The following is an 18,750-nucleotide window of genomic DNA, read 5'->3' on the forward strand; positions in this document are numbered from 1 at the left end:
CGTGATGAAGGATCCGGTGCTGGTTTTCGACGGGGACTGCGCGTTCTGCACGTCGTGTGCCGGCTGGGCGGAGCGGTACCTGCGGCAGACGCTGGCCTCGGGGGGCTGGGAGGCGGTGCCGTTCCAGTTCGCGGACCTGGCGGAGTTGGACGCGCGGGCCGGCGGGCGCGGCGAGGTGTCCTGGGAGCGGGCCGAGCGCGAGGTGCTCTGGGTGACGCCGGCGGGCCGGGTGTACGGCGGCGCGCAGGCGGTGGCGCGGCTGCTGATGCGCTCGGGCGGGGTCTGGGCCTACCTGGGCGGGGTGCTGGCGCTGGCGCCGGTGCGGCCGGTCGCGGGCGTGGTGTACCGCTGGGTGGCGAAGAACCGGCACCGGATGCCGGGCGGTACGCCCGCCTGCGCGCTTCCGCAGCGCTAGGCGGCGGCGCCCGGGGGCCGGTTCAGCCGGCGTACTTCGCCGCGAGGGCGGCGGGCATCGGCTCGTGGCGCAGGTGGGCCCGGGAGAACTCGGCGGTGCCGTGGGTGAGCGAGCGCAGGTCGACGGGGTAGCGGGCGAGTTCGAGGTCGGGGACCTCGGCGTGCAGCAGGGTCAGGCCGGGCCCGCCGGTCTCGGTGCCGAGGACCCGGCCGCGGCGGGCGGAGAGGTCGCCGAGGACGGCGCCGAGGTAGTCGTCGGGCAGCAGGACGCTGACGGCCGAGACCGGTTCGAGCAGCCGGATGACGGCGTGCTCGGCGGCGTCGCGCAGGGCGAGGGCGGCGGCGTTCTGGAAGGCGGAGTCGGAGGAGTCGACGGAGTGCGCCTTGCCGTCGGTGAGGGTGACCCGGATGTCGACGAGCGGGTAGCCGGCGCCGACGCCCTTGGCGAGCTGGGCGCGGACGCCCTTCTCGACGGAGGGGATGAAGTGCTTGGGCACGGCGCCGCCGACGACGTGTTCCTGGAACTCGAAGCCGGCGCCGGCCGGCAGGGGTTCGACCTCCAGCTCGCAGATCGCGTACTGGCCGTGCCCGCCGGACTGCTTGACCAGCCGGCCGTGGCCGGCGGCCGCGGTGCCGAAGGTCTCGCGCAGGGCGACCCTGGGCTCGACGGTGTCGACGTGGACGCCGTGCCGGCCGCGGAGCCGGTCGAGGACGACCTCGGCGTGGGCCTCGCCGGTGCACCAGAGGACCAGCTGGTGGGTGTCGGGGTTCTGCTCCAGGCGCAGGGCCGGGTCCTCGGCGGTGAGCCGGGCGAGGGCCTGGGAGAGCCGGTCGTCGTCGGCCTTGCTGTGCGCCTCGATGGCGATCGGCAGGAGTGACTCGGGCAGTGGCCAGCCGTCGAGTTTCACGGGGTGGCCGGGCTCGTGGACGGTGTCGCCGGCGCGGGCGGTGGTGACCTTGGCGGCGCAGACGAGGTCCCCGGCGACGGCGTGCGGGACGGGCCGCTGCAGTTTGCCGAACGGGCTGGTGAGGCCGGTGACGCGTTCGTCGTTGTCCTGCTCCTCGGGGTGGTCCGGGCCGCTGAGGTGGATGTGGGTGTCGGGGCGCAGGGTGCCGGCGTAGATCCGCAGCAGGCTGATCCGGCCGACGTAGGCGTCCGCGGTCACCCGGACGACCTGGGCGGCGAGGGGGGCGTCCGGGTCGCAGTCGGGGCCGGGGCGGGTGCGTTCGGTGGGGTCGGGGAACGCGGTGGTGATGAGGTCGAGGAGTTCGGCCGAGCCGAGCCCGCGGTCGGTGGTGGGCAGGGCGGGGTGGAGGGCGCAGGACAGGACTTCGCGGCGCAGGCCGGCTTCGAGGGCGTCGGTGTCGAGCGGTTCGCCGGCGAGGTAGCGCTCCATCAGGGTGTCGTCCTGGCCGGAGATGGCTTCGACGAGGCTCTCGCGGGCGGGGCCGGTGTCGGCCGGCGGTTCGACCGGGCCGTAGGCGCGGCCGGTGAGCAGGTCGACGGTGCCGGCGGGGTGGCCGTCCGCGTGGACGGGGAGGAAGAGCGGGCGCAGGCTGTCCGGGCCCAGGCCGAAGGCGTCGTGGCAGGCGGTGAGGATGTCGTCGAAGTCACTGCGGGCGATGTCGAACTTGGCGACGGCGATGGCGCGGGGGATGCCCTCGGCGGCGCACTCGCGCCACAGGGCGCGGGTGGGGGTGGTGACGGGGTCGGTGGCGGAGACGACGAAGACGGCGCCGTCGGCGGCGTGCAGGGCGGCCCGCAGGTCGGCGGTGAAGTCGGGGTGGCCGGGCGGGTCGATCAGGTTGACCTTGACGCCGTTCCATTCGAGGGGGAGCAGCGAGAGCTGGACGGAGCGCTGCTGCTGGTGCTCGATGTCCTCGTGGTCGGAGACGGTGTTGCCGTCGGTGACGCGCCCGGCCCGGCCGATGGCGCCGGCGGTGAGGGCGAGGGATTCGGCGAGGGTGGTCTTGCCCACGCCGCTGCAGCCGATGAGGACGACGTTGCGCAGCTGCGCGGGGTCGTTGACGGTGGGTGCCTGGCCGGATCGTGCGGTGCTGCGGTCGGGCATCGGGGTCTCCTCCCGTCGCGCCGAGGCTGTCGTGAAAAGTCTAGGGGCGGTGTTCGCGGGGCCGCGTGTCGTGGGGACCGCGGTGACCGGGCGTGTGCGCCCGTGCGCCGGGGGTGCCGGTGGGCGGGCGGCGGGGGCCGGTGGGCGGTGCGGTGCGCTCAGGCGTGTCGTCGGCGTGGCTACGATGGGTGCGCCGGGTGGGCTGATCCGTCCGGTCGTCTGCCGCGCACTGCGCCGCAGGCGGGTACCAGGGAGATCGGAGCGGTCCGGAAGGCCATGCTCAACAAATACGCGCGTGCCTTCTTCACACGTGTCCTGACCCCGTTCGCCGCGTTCCTGATCCGGCTGGGTGTGAGCCCGGACGCCGTGACGCTGATCGGTACCGCCGGTTCGGTGGCCGGTGCGCTGGTGTTCTTCCCGCGCGGGGAGTTCTTCTGGGGCACCATCACGATCACGCTGTTCATCTTCTCGGACCTGGTGGACGGGAACATGGCCCGCCAGCTGGGCCGGTCCTCCAAGTGGGGGGCCTTCCTGGACTCCACGCTGGACCGGGTGGCCGATGCGGCGATCTTCGGCGGACTGGCGATGTGGTACGCGGGCGAGGGCGACAACAACCTGCTCTGTGCGGTGGCGATCTTCTGCCTGGCGAGCGGCCTGGTGGTCTCGTACACCAAGGCGCGGGCGGAGAGCCAGGGCCTGCCGTGTGACGTGTCGGGGCTGGTGGAGCGGGCCGAGCGGCTGGTGATCAGTCTGGTCGCGGCCGGTGTCGCGGGTCTGCACACCTTCGGGGTGCCGTACGTGGAGTGGCTGCTGCCGGTCGCGCTGTGGCTGGTGGCCGCGGGCAGCCTGGTCACGGTGGTCCAGCGGATGCTGACGGTGCGCCGTGAGGCGTTCGAGGCCGACCGAGCGGCGGCCGGGAGCTGATGGGGGGCGGGCCTTCGGTGAAGGACCGACTGGTGTACGCGGCCTACGCGTCGGGTTGGGCGGTGCTCAGGCACCTTCCCGAGCCGGCGGCGCGGGGCCTGTTCGACCGGATCGCCGACTACGCGTGGCGCAGGCGCGGCAAGCGGGTGCTCCAGCTGGAGGCGAATCTGCGACGGGTCCGCCCGGGGCTGGACGAGGCCGGGCTGCGGGAGCTGTCGCGGGCCGGGATGCGCTCGTACATGCGGTACTGGATGGAGTCCTTCCGGCTGTCGGTGTGGAGCCGGGAGCGGGTGGCCCGGGACGTCCGGGTCGAGGGCTTCGAGCAACTGCGGGCGGCGATGGAGTCCGGCCGCGGCGCGGTGGTGGCGTTGCCGCACATGGGCAACTGGGACCTCGCGGGTGCCTGGGTGGCGCTGGAGGGGTACCCGTTCACCACGGTCGCGGAGCGGTTGAAGCCCGAGAAGCTGTTCGACCGCTTCGTGGCGTTCCGGGAGGGCCTGGGCATGGAGGTGCTCGCGTTGACCGGCGGCGGGGTGAATGTCGTCGGCACGCTGGCCCGCCGGCTGCGCGAGGGGAAGCTGGTCTGCCTGGTCGGCGACCGGGACCTCTCCGAGGCGGGGATCGAGGTGTCCTTCTTCGGCGAGGCGACCAGGATGCCGGCCGGTCCGGCGGCGCTCTGCCAGCGGACCGGGGCGGCGCTGCTGCCGGCCTCGCTCTGGTACGACGGTCCGCTGCTGCGGGCGCGGATCCACCCCGAGGTGGCCGTGCCGCCCGAGGGGGACCGCAAGGAGAAGACCGCGGCGATGGTGCAGGCGATGGCGGACATCTGGGAGCAGGGGATCCGCGAGCACCCCGAGGACTGGCACATGCTGCAGCGGTTCTGGCTGGCCGACCTGCCGGTCCGTGCGACGGTGGACGGGGCGGCGCTGCCGGCCGAGGCCGGCCGCCGGGCCGGGCAACCGGCCGACACCGCCCCCGCTCCGGCCGGCGAGCCCGCCGCCGAGGCCTCCGGGGCCTGACCCGCCGCACCTACAGGATCACGAGGAACCAGTGAAGATCGGCATCGTCTGCCCGTACGACTGGGACGTTCCCGGCGGGGTGCAGTTCCACATCCGGGACCTGGCCGAGCACCTGATCGACCTCGGCCACGAGGTGTCGGTGCTGGCGCCCGCCGAGGACGACGAGGCGCTGCCGCCGTACGTGGTCTCGGCCGGGCGGGCGGTGGCCGTGCCGTACAACGGTTCGGTGGCGCGGCTGAGCTTCGGCATCCTGTCGGCGGCACGGGTCCGGCGCTGGCTGAACGAGGGCCGGTTCGACATCCTGCACGTGCACGAGCCGGCCTCGCCGAGCCTGTCGATGCTGGCGGCCTGGTCGGCCTCCGGGCCGATGGTCGGCACCTTCCACACGTCCAACCCGCGCTCGCGGGCGATGATCGCGGCCTCGCCGATCCTCCAGCCGGGCCTGGAGAAGATGCGGGCCCGGATCGCCGTGAGCGAGTACGCCCGGCGGACCCTGGTCGAGCACCTGGGCGGGGACGCGGTGGTGATCCCCAACGGCGTCGACGTCGGCTTCTTCGCGGGGGCGCAGCCGGACGAGCGCTGGACCGGCGGGGCGGCCGCCGGTGAGCCCGGCACGATCGGTTTCATCGGCCGGATCAACGAACCGCGCAAGGGCCTGCCGACGCTGCTGGCGGCGCTGCCGCGGATCCTGGCCGAGCGGCCGGGGGTGCGGCTGCTGGTGGCCGGCAAGGGGGACGAGGAGGAGGCGGTCGCCGGGCTGGCGCCCGAGGTCCGCGCGCAGGTGGAGTTCCTCGGCATGGTCAGCGACCGGGACAAGGCCCGGCTGCTGCGCAGCGTCGACCTGTACGTGGCGCCGAACACCGGCGGCGAGAGCTTCGGCATCATCCTGGTGGAGGCGATGTCGGCGGGCGCCCCGGTGCTGGCGAGCGACCTGGACGCGTTCAAGCAGGTGCTGGACGGCGGCGACGCGGGGGAGCTGTTCCCGGTGGAGGACGCGGACGCGCTGGCCGGGGCGGCGCTGCGGCTGCTGGGCGACCCGGGCCGGTTGGAGGAACTGCGCAAGGCGGCGTCGCGGCATGTGCGGCGCTTCGACTGGTCGACGGTCGGTGCGGACATCCTGGCCGTGTACGAGACGGTGACGGCCGGCACGGTGGCGGTGGTCGGGGAGGACGAGCGCGGTGGTCGGCGCGGCCGGTTCGGGCTGGCCAGGGACTGACCGGGGCCGCGTCGGGCCGGGCGGGAATCGGCGCCCCTCGCGCGGGGTTGAGGCTGCCGGACCAACCGATCATCGTGACCCCTGGAGGCACCGGATGCCGCAGATCTCCGTCGACTACTCCCCGAGCCTGGCCGGCGCCTTCGACCGCCGCGAGCTGGGCCTGGCGATCAACCGGCTCGTCGTGAAGACCATCGACGCCAGCCCCGGGGCGTGCAAGACGCTCTTCCGCGAGGTGCGGGACTTCGTGGTCGGCGACGGCGACGGCGAGGGTGCCGGGGGCGGGGACGCCCAGGTGTACGTGGAGTTCCAGATCTTCCCGGGCCGTACGCCGGAGGCGAAGGCGGCGCTCGGCGACGCCGTGCTGGCGCTGCTGGCCGAGCGGATCGCGCCGGCGCCGGGCACCCGGTTGTTCACCGCGGTCAACATCGCGGACATCGACCGCGACAGCTACCGGAGCGCCACCGTCGAGGGCTGATGCCGGGCACCCGGTAGCGTAGCGCCCCGTGACTACCTGGATCTGGGCCGGCGTGGCCGTGGTGCTGTTCGGCATGTACCTGAGTTGGACGGCCGGCCGGCTGGACCGGCTGCACGCCCGGATCGACGCCGCGCGGGCGGCGCTGGACGCGCAGTTGGTCCGGCGGGCCTCGGTCGCGATCGAGCTGGCCGCCTCCTCGCTGCTGGATCCGGCGGCCTCGCTGCTGCTGCTGGACGCCGCGCACGCGGCCCGGCAGGCGGACGACGAGCAGCGCGAGGTGGCGGAGAGCCAGCTCAGCATGGCGCTGCGGGCGGTGTTCGCCGAGCCGGAGCAGGTCGCCGTGCTGGTCGCCGAGCCGGGCGGCGAGGAGGCGGTGAAGGAGCTGACGGCCGCGGTGCGCCGGGTGCCGATGGCGCGGCGGTTCCACAACGACGCGGTGCGCGCGGCCCGGGCGGTGCGCGAGCACCGGCTGGTGCGCTACTTCCGGCTGGCGGGCAAGGCGCCGTTCCCGATGGCCTTCGAAATGGACGACGCCCCGCCGCGCGCGCTGACCCCGGAGGGTGCTCCGGCCTGAGCGCCCGGTGTCCCGGCGGCTGAGCCGGGCGTGCCCGGATCCGGCCTGTTTGTCGTATCCCGTCGGCCAGGCTGGACTTGATGGCGCATGGAGAGACTGTTTCTTCCGCCTACCATAGGGCGATAGCACTGGTTCATCTTCGAGTGAGGTCTCACGTGTCCACCACCCCCACCACCGCAGACCAGCCGCAGATCGGTACCGCCCGGGTGAAGCGCGGCATGGCCGAGCAGCTCAAGGGCGGTGTGATCATGGACGTGGTCAACGCCGAGCAGGCCAAGATCGCCGAGGACGCCGGCGCTGTCGCCGTCATGGCGCTCGAGCGGGTTCCCGCCGACATCCGCAAGGACGGCGGCGTCGCGCGCATGTCGGACCCGAACATGATCGAGGAGATCATCGCCGCGGTCTCGATCCCGGTCATGGCCAAGTCCCGGATCGGCCACTTCGTCGAGGCCCAGGTCCTGCAGTCGCTGGGCGTGGACTACATCGACGAGTCCGAGGTGCTCACCCCGGCCGACGAGGTGAACCACTCCGACAAGTGGGCGTTCACCACGCCGTTCGTCTGCGGCGCCACCAACCTGGGCGAGGCCCTGCGCCGCATCGCCGAGGGCGCGGCCATGATCCGCTCCAAGGGCGAGGCCGGCACCGGCAACGTCGTCGAGGCCGTCCGCCACCTGCGCCAGATCAAGAACGAGATCGCCAGGCTGCGCGGCTTCGACAACAACGAGCTGTTCGCCGCCGCCAAGGACCTGCGCGCTCCGTACGAGCTGGTCAAGGAGGTCGCCGAGCTCGGCAAGCTGCCGGTCGTGCTGTTCTCCGCCGGTGGTGTGGCCACCCCGGCCGACGCCGCGCTGATGCGCCAGCTCGGTGCCGAGGGCGTCTTCGTGGGCTCCGGCATCTTCAAGTCGGGCGACCCGGCCAAGCGTGCCGCCGCGATCGTGAAGGCCACCACCTTCTTCGACGACCCGAAGATCATCGCGGACGCCTCCCGCAACCTGGGCGAGGCCATGGTCGGCATCAACTGCGACACCCTGCCCGAGAGCGAGCGCTACGCCAACCGCGGCTGGTAGTCGGCCCCCGCGCCACGTACACACGACGTAACGATCGAAGAGGTTTGAGACCGTGAGCACTCCAGTCATCGGCGTCCTCGCCCTGCAGGGTGACGTCCGCGAGCACCTGGTCGCGCTGGCCGAGGCCGACGCGCTCGCCCGTCCGGTGCGCCGTGCCGAGGAGCTGGCCGGGGTCGACGCGCTGGTGATCCCCGGCGGGGAGTCCACCACCATGTCCAAGCTGGCCCTGCTGTTCGGCGTGATGGACCCGCTGCGCGAGCGGGTCGCCGCCGGCATGCCGGTGTACGGCACCTGCGCGGGCATGATCATGCTGGCGGACAAGATCCTGGACGGCCGTGACGACCAGGAGACGGTGGGCGGCATCGACATGACCGTGCGCCGCAACGCCTTCGGCCGCCAGAACGAGTCCTTCGAGTCCGGGGTCGCCTTCCGGGGCCTGGACGACGCCCCGGTGCACGGCGTGTTCATCCGCGCCCCCTGGGTCGAGGCCGTCGGCGCGGGTGTCGAGGTGCTCGCCGAGCTGCCGGCCGCCGACGGTCCGGAGAGCCGCGTCGTCGCCGTCCGCCAGGGCAACCTGCTGGCTACCTCCTTCCACCCCGAGCTGACCGGCGACCACCGGGTGCACGGCTACTTCGTGCGGATGGTCGAGGAGCACCTGGCGGCCGTCGCCCGGTAACGCTTCGCCGCCGCATGCGGACCGTGTGCGCCCCACCGGTGACGGCACCGGTAAGATCTCTCCTGTTCATTTCCCTTTGGCGACGTAAAGGAGCTGGCGATGTCCGGCCACTCTAAGTGGGCTACCACCAAGCACAAGAAGGCCGTGATCGACGCCAAGCGCGGCAAGCTCTTCGCCAAGATGATCAAGAACATCGAGGTGGCGGCGCGTACCGGCGGTGGCGACCCGGCCGGCAACCCGACGCTCTACGACGCCATCCAGAAGGCGAAGAAGAGCTCGGTCCCGATCGACAACATCAACCGCGCCGTCAAGCGCGGTTCGGGCGCCGAGGCCGGCGGGGCCGACTACTCGACCATCATGTACGAGGGCTACGGCCCGAACGGTGTCGCCGTCCTCATCGAGTGCCTCACCGACAACCGCAACCGCGCCGCCTCCGACGTGCGCGTCGCGATGACCCGCAACGGCGGCTCGATGGCCGACCCGGGCTCCGTGTCGTACCTGTTCAACCGCAAGGGCGTCGTGATCGTCCCCAAGGCCGACGGCGTCGACGAGGACAAGCTGTTCGAGGTCGTCCTCGACCAGGAGCCCGAGGAGATCAACGACCTCGGCGAGTCCTTCGAGATCGTCTCCGAGGCCTCCAAGATGGTCGCCGTCCGGACCGCGCTGGTGGACGCCGGCGTCGACTACGACTCGGCCGAGGCCAACTTCCTCCCGAGCATGCAGGTCGAGCTGGACGTCGACGGCGCCCGCAAGATCCTGAAGCTGATCGACGCCCTGGAGGACAGCGACGACGTGCAGAACGTCTTCGCCAACTTCGACATCAGCGACGAGGTCGGTGCGCAGCTCGACGCCGAGTGAGCGTTCTCACTTCCCGGCCCGGTGGTCCCACGACCACCGGGCCGGTGTCGTCGGCGGGACTGTCCGACCCTGGCGGTAGCCTTCGCAGGTCGCCGCGGTGCGGGCCGAAGGGCGCGCGGGCGGCGGGCCGGAGCGCCCGGCGGCGAGCGGCGCGTTACTGAGAGGCGGGGCCGGAGTGCGGGTACTGGGTGTGGACCCGGGACTGACCAGGTGCGGGATCGGGGTGGTCGACGGCGCGCCGGGCCGGCCGCTGAAGATGGTCGGGGTCGGGGTGGTGCGCACGCCCGCCGAGGCGGAGATCGGGCCGAGACTGCTGCTGGTCGAGCAGGGCATCGAGAGCTGGCTCGACGAGCACCGGCCGGACCTGGTGGCCGTCGAGCGGGTCTTCGCCCAGCACAACGTCCGCACCGTGATGGGCACCGCCCAGGCCAGCGCGGTCGCCATGCTCTGCGCCACCCGGCGCGGCATCCCCGTCACCCTGCACACCCCCAGCGAGGTCAAGGCCGCCGTCACCGGCTCCGGCCGGGCCGACAAGGCCCAGGTCACGGCGATGGTGCAGCGGCTGCTGCGGCTGGACGCCCCGCCCAAGCCGGCCGACGCCGCCGACGCGCTGGCGCTGGCCATCTGCCACATCTGGCGCGGCGGTGCGAGCGACCGGATCGCCGCCGCCCTCGCCAAGGCGGCCCCCGCCGCACCCGCGGCCCGAGCCCCGTACTCCGCACGATCCCCCCGAGGAGCCGCCCGATGATCGCCTTCGTCCAAGGGCCGGTGGCCGCCGTCAGCGGCGCCGTCGTCGTCGTCGAGGTCGGCGGTGTGGGGATGGCCGTCCAGTGCACCCCGGCGACCGCCGCCGCTCTGCGCCTCGGGGAGCCGGCCCGGCTCGCCACCTCCCTGGTCGTCCGGGAGGACTCGCTCACCCTGTACGGCTTCGCCGACGACGACGAGCGGGCCCTCTTCGAGATCCTCCAGGCCGCGCCCGGTGTCGGGCCGCGCCTGGCCCAGGCGATGCTCGGCGTGCACAGCCCGGACGAGCTGCGCGCCGCCGTCGCCACCGGCAACGAGAAGGCGCTGATCGCCGTCCCGGGCATCGGCAAGGCGAAGGCCGCCAAGCTGCTGCTGGAGTACAAGGACAAGCTGGGCGCCCCGCACGGCAGCGTCCCGGCCCAGAAGCCGATCGCCGCGGGGCCCGCGCCGTGGAGCGATCAGCTGCACGCGGCCCTGGTCGGCCTCGGCTACGCGCCGCGCGAGGCGGACGAGGCGGTCACCGCCGTCACCCCCGAGGCGGAGGCGCAGGCCGTCACCGATGTGGGCGCGCTGCTCAGGGCCGCGCTGCGCACGCTCAACCGGGCCCGCTGACACCGCGTCGGCCGTCACCCGCAACCGATCCGACCATCTGTCACCTTGTCGACATTGGAGCCCGCACCGATGAGCCCGTACGACTCCGACCCGGCCGACCGGCTGGTTGCGGCCGCCGCCGACGGCGAGGACCAGGCGGTCGAGGCGGCGCTGCGCCCCAAGCAGCTGGACGAGTTCATCGGCCAGGAGCGGGTGCGCGAGCAGCTGTCCCTGGTGCTGCAGGCCGCCCGCAAGCGCGGCACCGCACCCGACCACGTCCTGCTCAGCGGCCCGCCCGGGCTCGGCAAGACCACCCTCTCCATGATCATCGCGGCCGAGCTGGGCGCCCCGATCCGGATCACCTCCGGCCCGGCCATCCAGCACGCGGGTGACCTGGCCGCCATCCTTTCCTCGCTCACCGAGGGCGAGGTGCTCTTCCTGGACGAGATCCACCGGATGTCCCGGCCGGCGGAGGAGATGCTCTACATGGCGATGGAGGACTTCCGGGTCGACGTGATCGTCGGCAAGGGTCCGGGTGCCACCGCCATCCCGCTGGAGCTGCCGCCGTTCACGCTGGTCGGCGCCACCACCCGGGCCGGGCTGCTGCCGCCGCCGCTGCGCGACCGGTTCGGCTTCACCGGCCACATGGAGTTCTACGCGCCCGCCGAGCTGGAGCGGGTGGTGCACCGCTCGGCCGCTCTGCTGGACGTCGAGATCGACCCGGCCGGCGCCGCCGAGATCGCCGGGCGCTCCCGGGGCACCCCGCGGATCGCCAACCGGCTGCTGCGCCGGGTCCGCGACTTCGCCCAGGTCCGGCACGACGGCGTGGTCACCCCGGAGATCGCCGCCCGGGCGCTGGAGGTCTACGAGGTGGACGCCCGCGGCCTGGACCGGCTGGACCGCGCGGTGCTGGACGCGCTGCTGCGGCTGTTCGGCGGCGGACCGGTCGGTTTGTCGACATTGGCGGTCGCGGTGGGTGAGGAGGCCGAGACGGTCGAGGAGGTGGCCGAGCCGTTCCTGGTCCGGGAGGGCCTGCTCGCCCGGACCCCGCGCGGCCGGATCGCCACCGCCGCCGCCTGGCAGCACCTCGGTCTGACCCCGCCGGTCCAGATCACCCGGGGCGCGGTGCCGGCCCAGTCGGAACTTTTCCCGGCGGACGAGGGCTGAACGGGTGACACCGGGACGATCGGGGCGCGGACGGGCCTGAGCAGGTCCGCGGGGAGAAGTCCGGGGAGAAGTCCGGGGAATCTGTGCAGGCACAGGCTCGCCACTTTCGGCGGCAGGATGCGATGCTTGGCGTTGTCCGATCAGTTCGGGGTCGCCTAGACTCCGCCGGACCGCCCCTCTCACCTGACGGGCCGACCATTACCACACAGGCCGCCGGCCGGCGGCCCGTAAAGGACCCTGGCTGCAGTGAACCTCATCATCCTTCTCCTCCCGATCATCGCGATCGTGCTCATGTTCCGGTCGCAGAAGAAGCGCCAGCAGCAGCAGCAGCACATGCAGACCGCGCTGGAGCCCGGGGCAGGGGTGCGCACCATCGGCGGCCTGTACGCCCAGGTGAAGGCGGTCAACGAGGAGACCGTCGAGCTGGAGATCGCGCCCGGCGTGGTCACCCACTTCACCAAGAGCGCGATCGCGGCCGTCCTGGACCCGCAGGAGTACGACGCGATCATCAACGGCCGCCCGGCCGACGACGAGCTGTCCGAGCCGGAGGCCGAGGACGCCGTCGCCGAGTCCGTCGAGGACAAGCCGTTGACGCTCACCAAGGACGGCGCCGACAAGGGCGACGTCGAGGGCGGGGCTCCCGCGAGCAAGTAGTACGGTCGGGCATCCGCCCGGCCGCGCGGCGCAGTGCCGCGAGCCCACAGGATCTCAGGGCCGCAGATCCGCCACGCCCCCGTCCGCCACGAGCCGGACGGGGGTCCGGTCGGGGAGGTGGCATGGACAGGGAGAAACGAGCAAGGTGGCAACACCCAAGTCGCGCCCGCGCGACGGTTACCCGGGGCGGGCGCTGGCCCTCATCCTGGTGGTCACCGTCGGCCTGGTCGCCCTCATGTTCGGGACGGGCCACACCAAGCCCCGCCTGGGTATCGACCTCGCCGGCGGTACCAGCATCACGCTGAGCGCGAAGTCGACCGACCCCAAGGCGATCAACAAGTCCAACATGGACATCGCCACCGGGATCATCGAGCAGCGGGTCAACGGGATGGGCGTCTCCGAGGCGGAGGTCCAGACCCAGGGCGACCGGAACATCATCGTCAACATCCCCAAGGGCGGTGACAAGCAGAGCGCGGTCGACCAGGTCGGTACCACCGCGCAGCTGTACTTCCGCCCGGTCCTCGCCCTCGCCCCGAGCGGCGTCCAGGTCCCGGCCCCGAGCGCGAGCCCTTCGGCGAGCGGCAGCGCCGCCCCGAGCGCGACCCCCTCGGCCACCGGCACGGCCTCGACGGCCGCAACCGCCGGCGCGCCCAGCGCCAGCGCGACCAAGCAGGGCCGCGCCGTCGGTGAGGCCCTCGCCGCCGACGCCACGCCGTCCGCGAGCGCCACCGGCAGTGCGAGCGCCGCCCCGAGCGCCGCCGCCACCGGCAGTGCCGCCGCGACCCCGCCGGCCACCGCGCCCAACCCGGACCTCTCCGCCGCGATGACCTCGGGCACCGTGCCGCCGGAGCTGGCCGCAGAGTTCGCCGCCATCGACTGCTCGCAGACCGGGCAGCGCAAGAACCTGCAGAAGTCCGAGGAGCAGCCGACCGTCGCCTGCACCCAGAAGGACGAGCGCGGGATCTACTACAAGCTCGCCCTCGGCCCGGTCGCGGTGAAGGGTGCCGACGTCTCCAAGGCACAGGCCACCATCGACACCCAGCAGGGCGCCGGCTGGCAGGTCCAGCTGCAGTTCAACGGCAAGGGCACCGACGCGTTCACCGACGTCACCGGCAAGCTGGCCACCCAGCCGGACCCGACCAACCAGTTCGCCATCGTGCTGGACGGCCAGGTCGTCTCGCACCCGTACGTGCGCAACGCCATCCCCGGCGGCTCGGCCGTGATCTCCGGCGGCTTCAGCCAGTCCGAGGCGCAGAACCTCGCCAACGTGCTGAGCTTCGGCGCCCTGCCGCTGGAGTTCACCACCGACGACGTCACCACCGTCTCGCCGCAGCTCGGCGGCGACCAGCTGAAGGCGGGCCTGATCGCCGGCCTCATCGGCATGGTCCTGGTGGTCCTCTACTCGCTGGTCTACTACCGCGGCCTCGGCCTGGTGTCGATCGCCGGTCTGATCGTCTCGGCGATCCTGACGTACTCGATCATGAGCCTGCTCGGCGCCGGGATCGGCTTCGCGCTGAACCTGCCGGCGGTCTGCGGCGCGATCGTCGCGATCGGTATCACCGCCGACTCCTTCATCGTCTACTTCGAGCGCATCCGCGACGAGGTCCGCGAGGGCGCCCTGCTGCGCCCGGCGGTCCAGCGGGCCTGGCCGCGCGCCCGGCGCACCATCCTGGTGTCGGACTTCGTGTCCTTCCTCTGCGCCGCGGTGCTCTACCTGGTCTCGGTCGGCAAGGTGCAGGGCTTCGCGTTCACGCTGGGCCTGACCACCGCGCTCGACGTCGTGGTGATCTTCCTCTTCACCAAGCCGCTGATCACCATGCTGGCCCGCCGGAAGTTCTTCTCCGAGGGTCACCCGTGGTCCGGTCTGGACCCGAAGCGCCTGGGCGCCCGCCCGCCGCTGCGCAGCAGCCGTCGCCGCAGCGCCTCCTCCTCTGCCGCCGTGAAGGAGGCCTGACACCGTGTCGCGCTTCTCCAATCTGGGTCACCGGCTCTACCAGGGCGAGGTCAGCTTCGACTTCGTCGGTCGCCGCAAGCTCTGGTACAGCATCTCCGGCGTGATCGTGCTGGTCGCCGCCGTCGGTCTGGCCATGGGTCTGAAACTCGGCATCGAGTTCAAGGGCGGCTCGGTCTACACCGTCGCCAAGCCGGGGCTGACCATCTCGCAGGCGCAGGACGCGGTGGACAAGATCGTCCACTCGCACCCGCTGGTGCAGGACGTGGACAACGGCAAGAAGATCCGCATCCAGGTCAGCTCCGAGGAGCAGGTCTCCTCGTCGGTCTTCACGGACAAGCTGTCCAAGGAGATCGGCGTGCCGGTCGCCGAGATCGACACCCAGGTGATCGGCCCCAGCTGGGGTGAGCAGATCTCCAACAAGGCCCTCACCGGCCTGATCATCTTCATGATCCTGGTGACGGTCTACCTGGCGATCGCCTTCGAGTGGCGGATGGCGGTGGCCGCCCTGGTCGCCCTCATCCACGACCTCCTGATCACCATCGGGGTCTACGCCCTGGTGGGCTTCGAGGTCACCCCCGGTACGGTGATCGGCTTCCTGACCATCCTCGGGTACTCGCTCTACGACACGGTCGTCGTCTTCGACACCGTGAAGGAGAACTCGAAGGGGCTCACCAAGCAGAACAAGATCACCTACAGCGAGGCGGCCAACGCGGGCCTCAACCAGACCCTGGTGCGTTCGCTCAACACCACGGTGGTCGCCCTGCTCCCGGTGGCGGCGCTGCTGTTCATCGGTGGCGGCCTCCTGGGCGCCGGCACGCTGAACGACATCTCGCTGGCCCTGTTCATCGGCCTCGCCGCCGGTGCCTACTCCTCGATCTGCGTCGCCACCCCGCTGCTCGCGCAGCTCAAGGAGGAGCAGCCGGAGATGAAGGCGCTGGCCAAGCGGGTCGCCCTGCGGCGGGCCTCGGAGGCCAAGAACGCCGCGGCGGACGCCGGCGAGGCGCCCCAGGGCGAGGAGATCGCCGACGGCGACCTGCCGGCGGGTATGGTCGGTCAGCGCGGTCGGGCGGCCGGCACCTCGCGTGCCAAGGGCCGTCCGTCCACCAAGCGCTGACGCCCGACCGACCGTAAGGACTCTTCGTGACCACCGCCGACACCGCACTGGCCGAGCTGCTGAACAGCCGGATCCGGGACGTCCCGGACTACCCGAAGCCGGGTGTGCTGTTCAAGGACATCGCGCCGCTGCTCGCCGACGCCGAGGCCTTCACGGCCCTCACCCAGGCGCTGGCGGAGCGGGCGAGGGCCCTCGGTGCGACCAAGGTGGTGGGCCTGGAGGCGCGCGGCTTCGTGCTGGCGGCCCCGGCGGCCTTCGCGGCCGGCCTCGGCTTCGTGCCGATCCGCAAGGCGGGCAAGCTGCCCGGCGAGGTGTTCCGGCGCTCGTACGAGCTGGAGTACGGCTCGGCGACGCTGGAGGTGCAGTGCGACGCCTTCGCCCCCGGTGAGCGGGTGCTGGTGGTGGACGACGTGCTGGCCACCGGCGGGACGATCGGTGCCTCGCTGGACCTGGTCAAGGAGGCCGGTGCCGAGCTGGCGGGCGTCGTGGTCCTGATGGAGCTGGGCTTCCTGGACGGCCGGGACCGGCTGGCCGGGCACCTGGGCGACGCGCCGTTGGAGACGCTGGTCACGGTCTGAGCGAACGGACGGAGGGCGGCGGTCGGATCATCCGACCGCCGCCCTCCGCGTGTCCGGGGCCGGGCGGCTGAACACGGGGGCGCCGGGCTCGGTACCATGAAGGTTCATCCCCTCCCGGTTGTGCGTGATGGTGCGAGCCGCACGAGGGGCCGGCCCGGTGCCCCGAGGAGTGTCCTTGCCCGACGAGGTTGTGCCCACGGCCGAAGCGGCCGCCCCCGAAAACCGTCCCACGCCCTCGGGGGCCACCCCGGCACGCCCGGCGCCGACCTCCTCGCGCCCGGTGGCTCCCGCGAGCCGCCCGTCCTCCTCCGGGGGCATGCGCGCCCGGCTGGCACGCCTCGGCGGCCAGCGCTCCAGTGTGCTCAACCCCGTCCTGGAGCCGCTGTTCCGCTCGATCCGGGCCAACGACCCCAAGGCCGACCCGGCCCTGCTGCGGGACATCGAGAAGGCGTACGCCGTCGCGGAGAAGTGGCACCGCGGGCAGAAGCGCAAGAGCGGCGACCCGTACATCACCCACCCGCTGGCCGTGGCGACCATCCTGGCCGAGCTGGGCATGGACGCCGCCACCCTGATGGCCGGGCTGCTGCACGACACCGTCGAGGACACCGACTACGGCCTGGAGACCCTGCGCAAGGACTTCGGCGACTCGGTGGCCCTGCTGGTCGACGGCGTCACCAAGCTGGACCGGGTGAAGTTCGGCGAGGCCGCGCAGGCGGAGACCGTCCGCAAGATGGTCGTCGCGATGGCCAAGGACCCGCGGGTCCTGGTGATCAAGCTCGCCGACCGCCTGCACAACATGCGCACCATGCGCTACCTCAAGCGGGAGAAGCAGGAGAAGAAGGCCCGCGAGACGCTGGAGATCTACGCCCCGCTGGCGCACCGGCTGGGCATGAACACCATCAAGTGGGAGCTGGAGGACCTCGCCTTCGCGATCCTCTACCCCAAGATGTACGACGAGATCGTGCGCCTGGTCGCCGAGCGCGCCCCCAAGCGGGACGAGTACCTGGCGACCGTCATCGACCAGGTCCAGGGCGACCTGCGGGGCGCCCGGATCACCGCCTCCGTCACCGGCCGGCCGAAGCACTACTACTCGGTCTACCAGAAGATGATCGTCCGCGGCCGGGACTTCGCCGAGATCTACGACCTGGTGGGCATCCGGGTCCTGGTCGACACCGTCCGCGACTGCTACGCGGCGCTGGGCACCATCCACGCGCGGTGGAACCCGGTGCCGGGGCGGTTCAAGGACTACATCGCGATGCCCAAGTTCAACATGTACCAGTCGCTGCACACCACGGTGATCGGCCCCGGGGGCAAGCCCGTCGAGCTGCAGATCCGCACCTTCGACATGCACCGGCGGGCCGAGTACGGCATCGCCGCGCACTGGAAGTACAAGCAGCGCGCGGTGGCCGGCGCCTCCAAGGTCCGCACCGACACCCCGACCCAGACCCGCAAGGACGACAAGGCCGGCGCCGTCAACGAGATGGCCTGGCTGCGGCAGCTGCTGGACTGGCAGAAGGAGACCGAGGACCCGAGCGAGTTCCTGGAGTCGCTGCGCTTCGACCTCTCCAACAACGAGGTCTTCGTCTTCACGCCCAAGGGCGACGTGATAGCGCTGCCGGCCGGCGCCACCCCGGTGGACTTCGCCTTCGCCGTCCACACCGAGGTCGGGTACCGCTGCATAGGGGCGCGGGTCAACGGGCGGCTGGTGCCGCTGGAGTCGACCCTGGAGAACGGCGACAGCGTCGAGGTCTTCACCTCCAAGGCGGAGAACGCCGGGCCGTCCCGGGACTGGCTCGGCTTCGTCAAGTCCCCGCGCGCCCGCAACAAGATCCGCGCCTGGTTCTCCAAGGAGCGCCGCGAGGAGGCGATCGAGCACGGCAAGGAGGCCATCGCCCGGGCGATGCGCAAGCAGGGCCTGCCGATCCAGCGGATCCTGACCGGCGACTCGCTGGTCACCCTGGCCCACGAGATGCGCTACCCGGACATCTCCTCGCTGTACGCGGCGATCGGCGAGGGTCACGTCGCCGCGCAGAACATCGTGCAGAAGCTGGTGCAGGCGCTCGGCGGCGAGGAGGGTGCCACCGAGGACCTGGCCGAGACCGCCACGCCGACGCACGACACCCGCCGGGCGGCGCGCCGTCGGGCCAAGGGCGACCCGGGCGTCATCGTCAAGGGCGTCGAGGACGTCTGGGTCAAGCTGTCGCGGTGCTGCACCCCGGTGCCGGGCGACCCGATCGTCGGCTTCGTCACCCGCGGCAACGGCGTCTCGGTGCACCGCGCCGACTGCGTCAACGTGGAGGCGCTCAGCCAGCAGCCCGAGCGGATGATCGAGGTCGAGTGGGCGGCCACCCAGTCGTCCGTCTTCCTGGTGGCCATCCAGGTCGAGGCGCTGGACCGCTCCCGGCTCCTCTCGGACGTCACCCGGGTCCTCTCCGACCAGCACGTCAACATCCTGTCGGCGGCGGTGCAGACCTCCCGCGACCGGGTGGCGATGAGCCGCTTCACCTTCGAGATGGGCGACCCGAAGCACCTCGGCCACGTCCTGAAGGCGGTCCGCGGGGTGGAGGGCGTCTACGACGTCTACCGGGTCACCTCGGCCCGCAAGTAGGACCGGGCAGGGACGGGCAACGCGAAAGGGCCCCGGGAGTTCCCG

General features: G+C 72.3%; 18 protein-coding genes. 17 read left to right on the forward strand and 1 reads right to left on the reverse strand.

The genetic code is table 11. The features are described from left to right. Positions 1 to 4: 4 nt before the first annotated feature. Entirely contained in the window at positions 5 to 415 is a 411-nt protein-coding gene (locus ACFVYI_RS20370; RefSeq protein ID WP_387887407.1) for a thiol-disulfide oxidoreductase DCC family protein, read from the forward strand. A gap of 22 nt (positions 416 to 437) precedes the next feature. Here the strand turns inward: ACFVYI_RS20370 and ACFVYI_RS20375 are convergent, their stop codons facing one another. Beyond that, a complete protein-coding gene (locus tag ACFVYI_RS20375; RefSeq protein ID WP_387887410.1) occupies positions 438 to 2,486 on the reverse strand; it encodes an elongation factor G-like protein EF-G2 in 2,049 nt (682 codons plus the stop codon). A 276-nt stretch (positions 2,487 to 2,762) separates the two neighbouring features. Here ACFVYI_RS20375 and pgsA point away from each other — a divergent pair, with 276 nt between their 5' ends. The 16 genes from pgsA (at position 2,763) to ACFVYI_RS20455 (ending at position 18,705) form a co-directional block, all read left to right on the forward strand. Next, entirely contained in the window at positions 2,763 to 3,410 is a 648-nt protein-coding gene (gene pgsA, locus ACFVYI_RS20380) for a phosphatidylinositol phosphate synthase (protein ID WP_387887413.1), read from the forward strand. Continuing rightward, positions 3,410 to 4,429: a phosphatidylinositol mannoside acyltransferase gene (locus ACFVYI_RS20385; protein ID WP_387887414.1), complete on the forward strand. Its 1,020-nt coding sequence runs from the start codon at positions 3,410 to 3,412 to the stop codon at positions 4,427 to 4,429. Before pgsA ends, ACFVYI_RS20385 begins: the two co-directional genes overlap by 1 nt. Before the next feature lie 31 nt (positions 4,430 to 4,460). Further along, the gene (locus tag ACFVYI_RS20390) at positions 4,461 to 5,645 is read left to right on the forward strand and encodes a glycosyltransferase family 4 protein (RefSeq protein ID WP_387887417.1); all 1,185 of its coding nucleotides are present in this window, start codon (positions 4,461 to 4,463) and stop codon (positions 5,643 to 5,645) included. A gap of 94 nt (positions 5,646 to 5,739) precedes the next feature. Beyond that, on the forward strand, positions 5,740 to 6,120 hold the full coding sequence (locus ACFVYI_RS20395; protein WP_387887419.1) for a 5-carboxymethyl-2-hydroxymuconate Delta-isomerase: 381 nt from the start codon (positions 5,740 to 5,742) through the stop codon (positions 6,118 to 6,120). Between the two features lie 28 nt (positions 6,121 to 6,148). After that, on the forward strand, positions 6,149 to 6,694 hold the full coding sequence (locus ACFVYI_RS20400) for a hypothetical protein (protein ID WP_387887422.1): 546 nt from the start codon (positions 6,149 to 6,151) through the stop codon (positions 6,692 to 6,694). Between the two features lie 155 nt (positions 6,695 to 6,849). Further along, positions 6,850 to 7,761 (forward strand): pyridoxal 5'-phosphate synthase lyase subunit PdxS, encoded by a 912-nt coding sequence (gene pdxS, locus ACFVYI_RS20405; RefSeq protein WP_387887424.1) that lies wholly within the window; start codon positions 6,850 to 6,852, stop codon positions 7,759 to 7,761. A gap of 52 nt (positions 7,762 to 7,813) precedes the next feature. Then, positions 7,814 to 8,437, forward strand: a complete 624-nt coding sequence (gene pdxT / locus ACFVYI_RS20410) for a pyridoxal 5'-phosphate synthase glutaminase subunit PdxT (RefSeq protein ID WP_360627280.1) — start codon at positions 7,814 to 7,816, stop codon at positions 8,435 to 8,437. A gap of 99 nt (positions 8,438 to 8,536) precedes the next feature. Continuing rightward, the gene (locus ACFVYI_RS20415; RefSeq protein ID WP_329486820.1) at positions 8,537 to 9,295 is read left to right on the forward strand and encodes a YebC/PmpR family DNA-binding transcriptional regulator; all 759 of its coding nucleotides are present in this window, start codon (positions 8,537 to 8,539) and stop codon (positions 9,293 to 9,295) included. 175 nt (positions 9,296 to 9,470) lie between these two features. Then, positions 9,471 to 10,043, forward strand: a complete 573-nt coding sequence (ruvC, locus tag ACFVYI_RS20420) for a crossover junction endodeoxyribonuclease RuvC (RefSeq protein WP_387887425.1) — start codon at positions 9,471 to 9,473, stop codon at positions 10,041 to 10,043. Beyond that, the gene (ruvA, locus tag ACFVYI_RS20425) at positions 10,040 to 10,651 is read left to right on the forward strand and encodes a Holliday junction branch migration protein RuvA (RefSeq protein WP_387887427.1); all 612 of its coding nucleotides are present in this window, start codon (positions 10,040 to 10,042) and stop codon (positions 10,649 to 10,651) included. The genes ruvC and ruvA overlap by 4 nt, the downstream gene beginning before the upstream one ends. A 69-nt stretch (positions 10,652 to 10,720) precedes the next feature. Beyond that, positions 10,721 to 11,797: a Holliday junction branch migration DNA helicase RuvB gene (gene ruvB, locus ACFVYI_RS20430; RefSeq protein WP_387887428.1), complete on the forward strand. Its 1,077-nt coding sequence runs from the start codon at positions 10,721 to 10,723 to the stop codon at positions 11,795 to 11,797. 246 nt (positions 11,798 to 12,043) lie between these two features. Continuing rightward, positions 12,044 to 12,451 (forward strand): preprotein translocase subunit YajC, encoded by a 408-nt coding sequence (gene yajC / locus ACFVYI_RS20435; RefSeq protein WP_387887430.1) that lies wholly within the window; start codon positions 12,044 to 12,046, stop codon positions 12,449 to 12,451. A 145-nt stretch (positions 12,452 to 12,596) separates the two neighbouring features. After that, positions 12,597 to 14,405, forward strand: coding sequence for a protein translocase subunit SecD (gene secD / locus ACFVYI_RS20440; protein WP_387887433.1), 1,809 nt, complete (start codon positions 12,597 to 12,599; stop codon positions 14,403 to 14,405). A gap of 4 nt (positions 14,406 to 14,409) precedes the next feature. Continuing rightward, positions 14,410 to 15,519: a protein translocase subunit SecF gene (gene secF / locus ACFVYI_RS20445; RefSeq protein ID WP_387887436.1), complete on the forward strand. Its 1,110-nt coding sequence runs from the start codon at positions 14,410 to 14,412 to the stop codon at positions 15,517 to 15,519. Between the two features lie 26 nt (positions 15,520 to 15,545). Next, positions 15,546 to 16,097, forward strand: coding sequence for an adenine phosphoribosyltransferase (locus ACFVYI_RS20450; protein WP_387887438.1), 552 nt, complete (start codon positions 15,546 to 15,548; stop codon positions 16,095 to 16,097). A 127-nt stretch (positions 16,098 to 16,224) separates the two neighbouring features. Beyond that, on the forward strand, positions 16,225 to 18,705 hold the full coding sequence (locus ACFVYI_RS20455) for a RelA/SpoT family protein (protein WP_387887441.1): 2,481 nt from the start codon (positions 16,225 to 16,227) through the stop codon (positions 18,703 to 18,705). Positions 18,706 to 18,750 lie beyond the last annotated feature (45 nt).

This window comes from Kitasatospora sp. NPDC058218 (genome assembly GCF_042882445.1).
Classification (GTDB): Bacteria; Actinomycetota; Actinomycetes; order Streptomycetales; family Streptomycetaceae; genus Kitasatospora.

Bases quoted from the DNA above. Each gene is read 5' to 3' on its own strand.
- ACFVYI_RS20395 (WP_387887419.1), top strand. From the start codon at position 5,740: ATGCCGCAGATCTCCGTCGACTACTCCCCGAGCCTGGCCGGCGCCTTC.
- ruvA (WP_387887427.1), top strand. From the start codon at position 10,040: ATGATCGCCTTCGTCCAAGGGCCGGTGGCCGCCGTCAGCGGCGCCGTC.
- ACFVYI_RS20385 (WP_387887414.1), top strand. From the start codon at position 3,410: ATGGGGGGCGGGCCTTCGGTGAAGGACCGACTGGTGTACGCGGCCTAC.
- ACFVYI_RS20370 (WP_387887407.1), top strand. From the start codon at position 5: ATGAAGGATCCGGTGCTGGTTTTCGACGGGGACTGCGCGTTCTGCACG.
- ruvB (WP_387887428.1), top strand. From the start codon at position 10,721: ATGAGCCCGTACGACTCCGACCCGGCCGACCGGCTGGTTGCGGCCGCC.
- ACFVYI_RS20455 (WP_387887441.1), top strand. From the start codon at position 16,225: ATGGTGCGAGCCGCACGAGGGGCCGGCCCGGTGCCCCGAGGAGTGTCC.
- pgsA (WP_387887413.1), top strand. From the start codon at position 2,763: ATGCTCAACAAATACGCGCGTGCCTTCTTCACACGTGTCCTGACCCCG.
- ACFVYI_RS20415 (WP_329486820.1), top strand. From the start codon at position 8,537: ATGTCCGGCCACTCTAAGTGGGCTACCACCAAGCACAAGAAGGCCGTG.
- ACFVYI_RS20375 (WP_387887410.1), bottom strand. From the start codon at position 2,486: ATGCCCGACCGCAGCACCGCACGATCCGGCCAGGCACCCACCGTCAAC.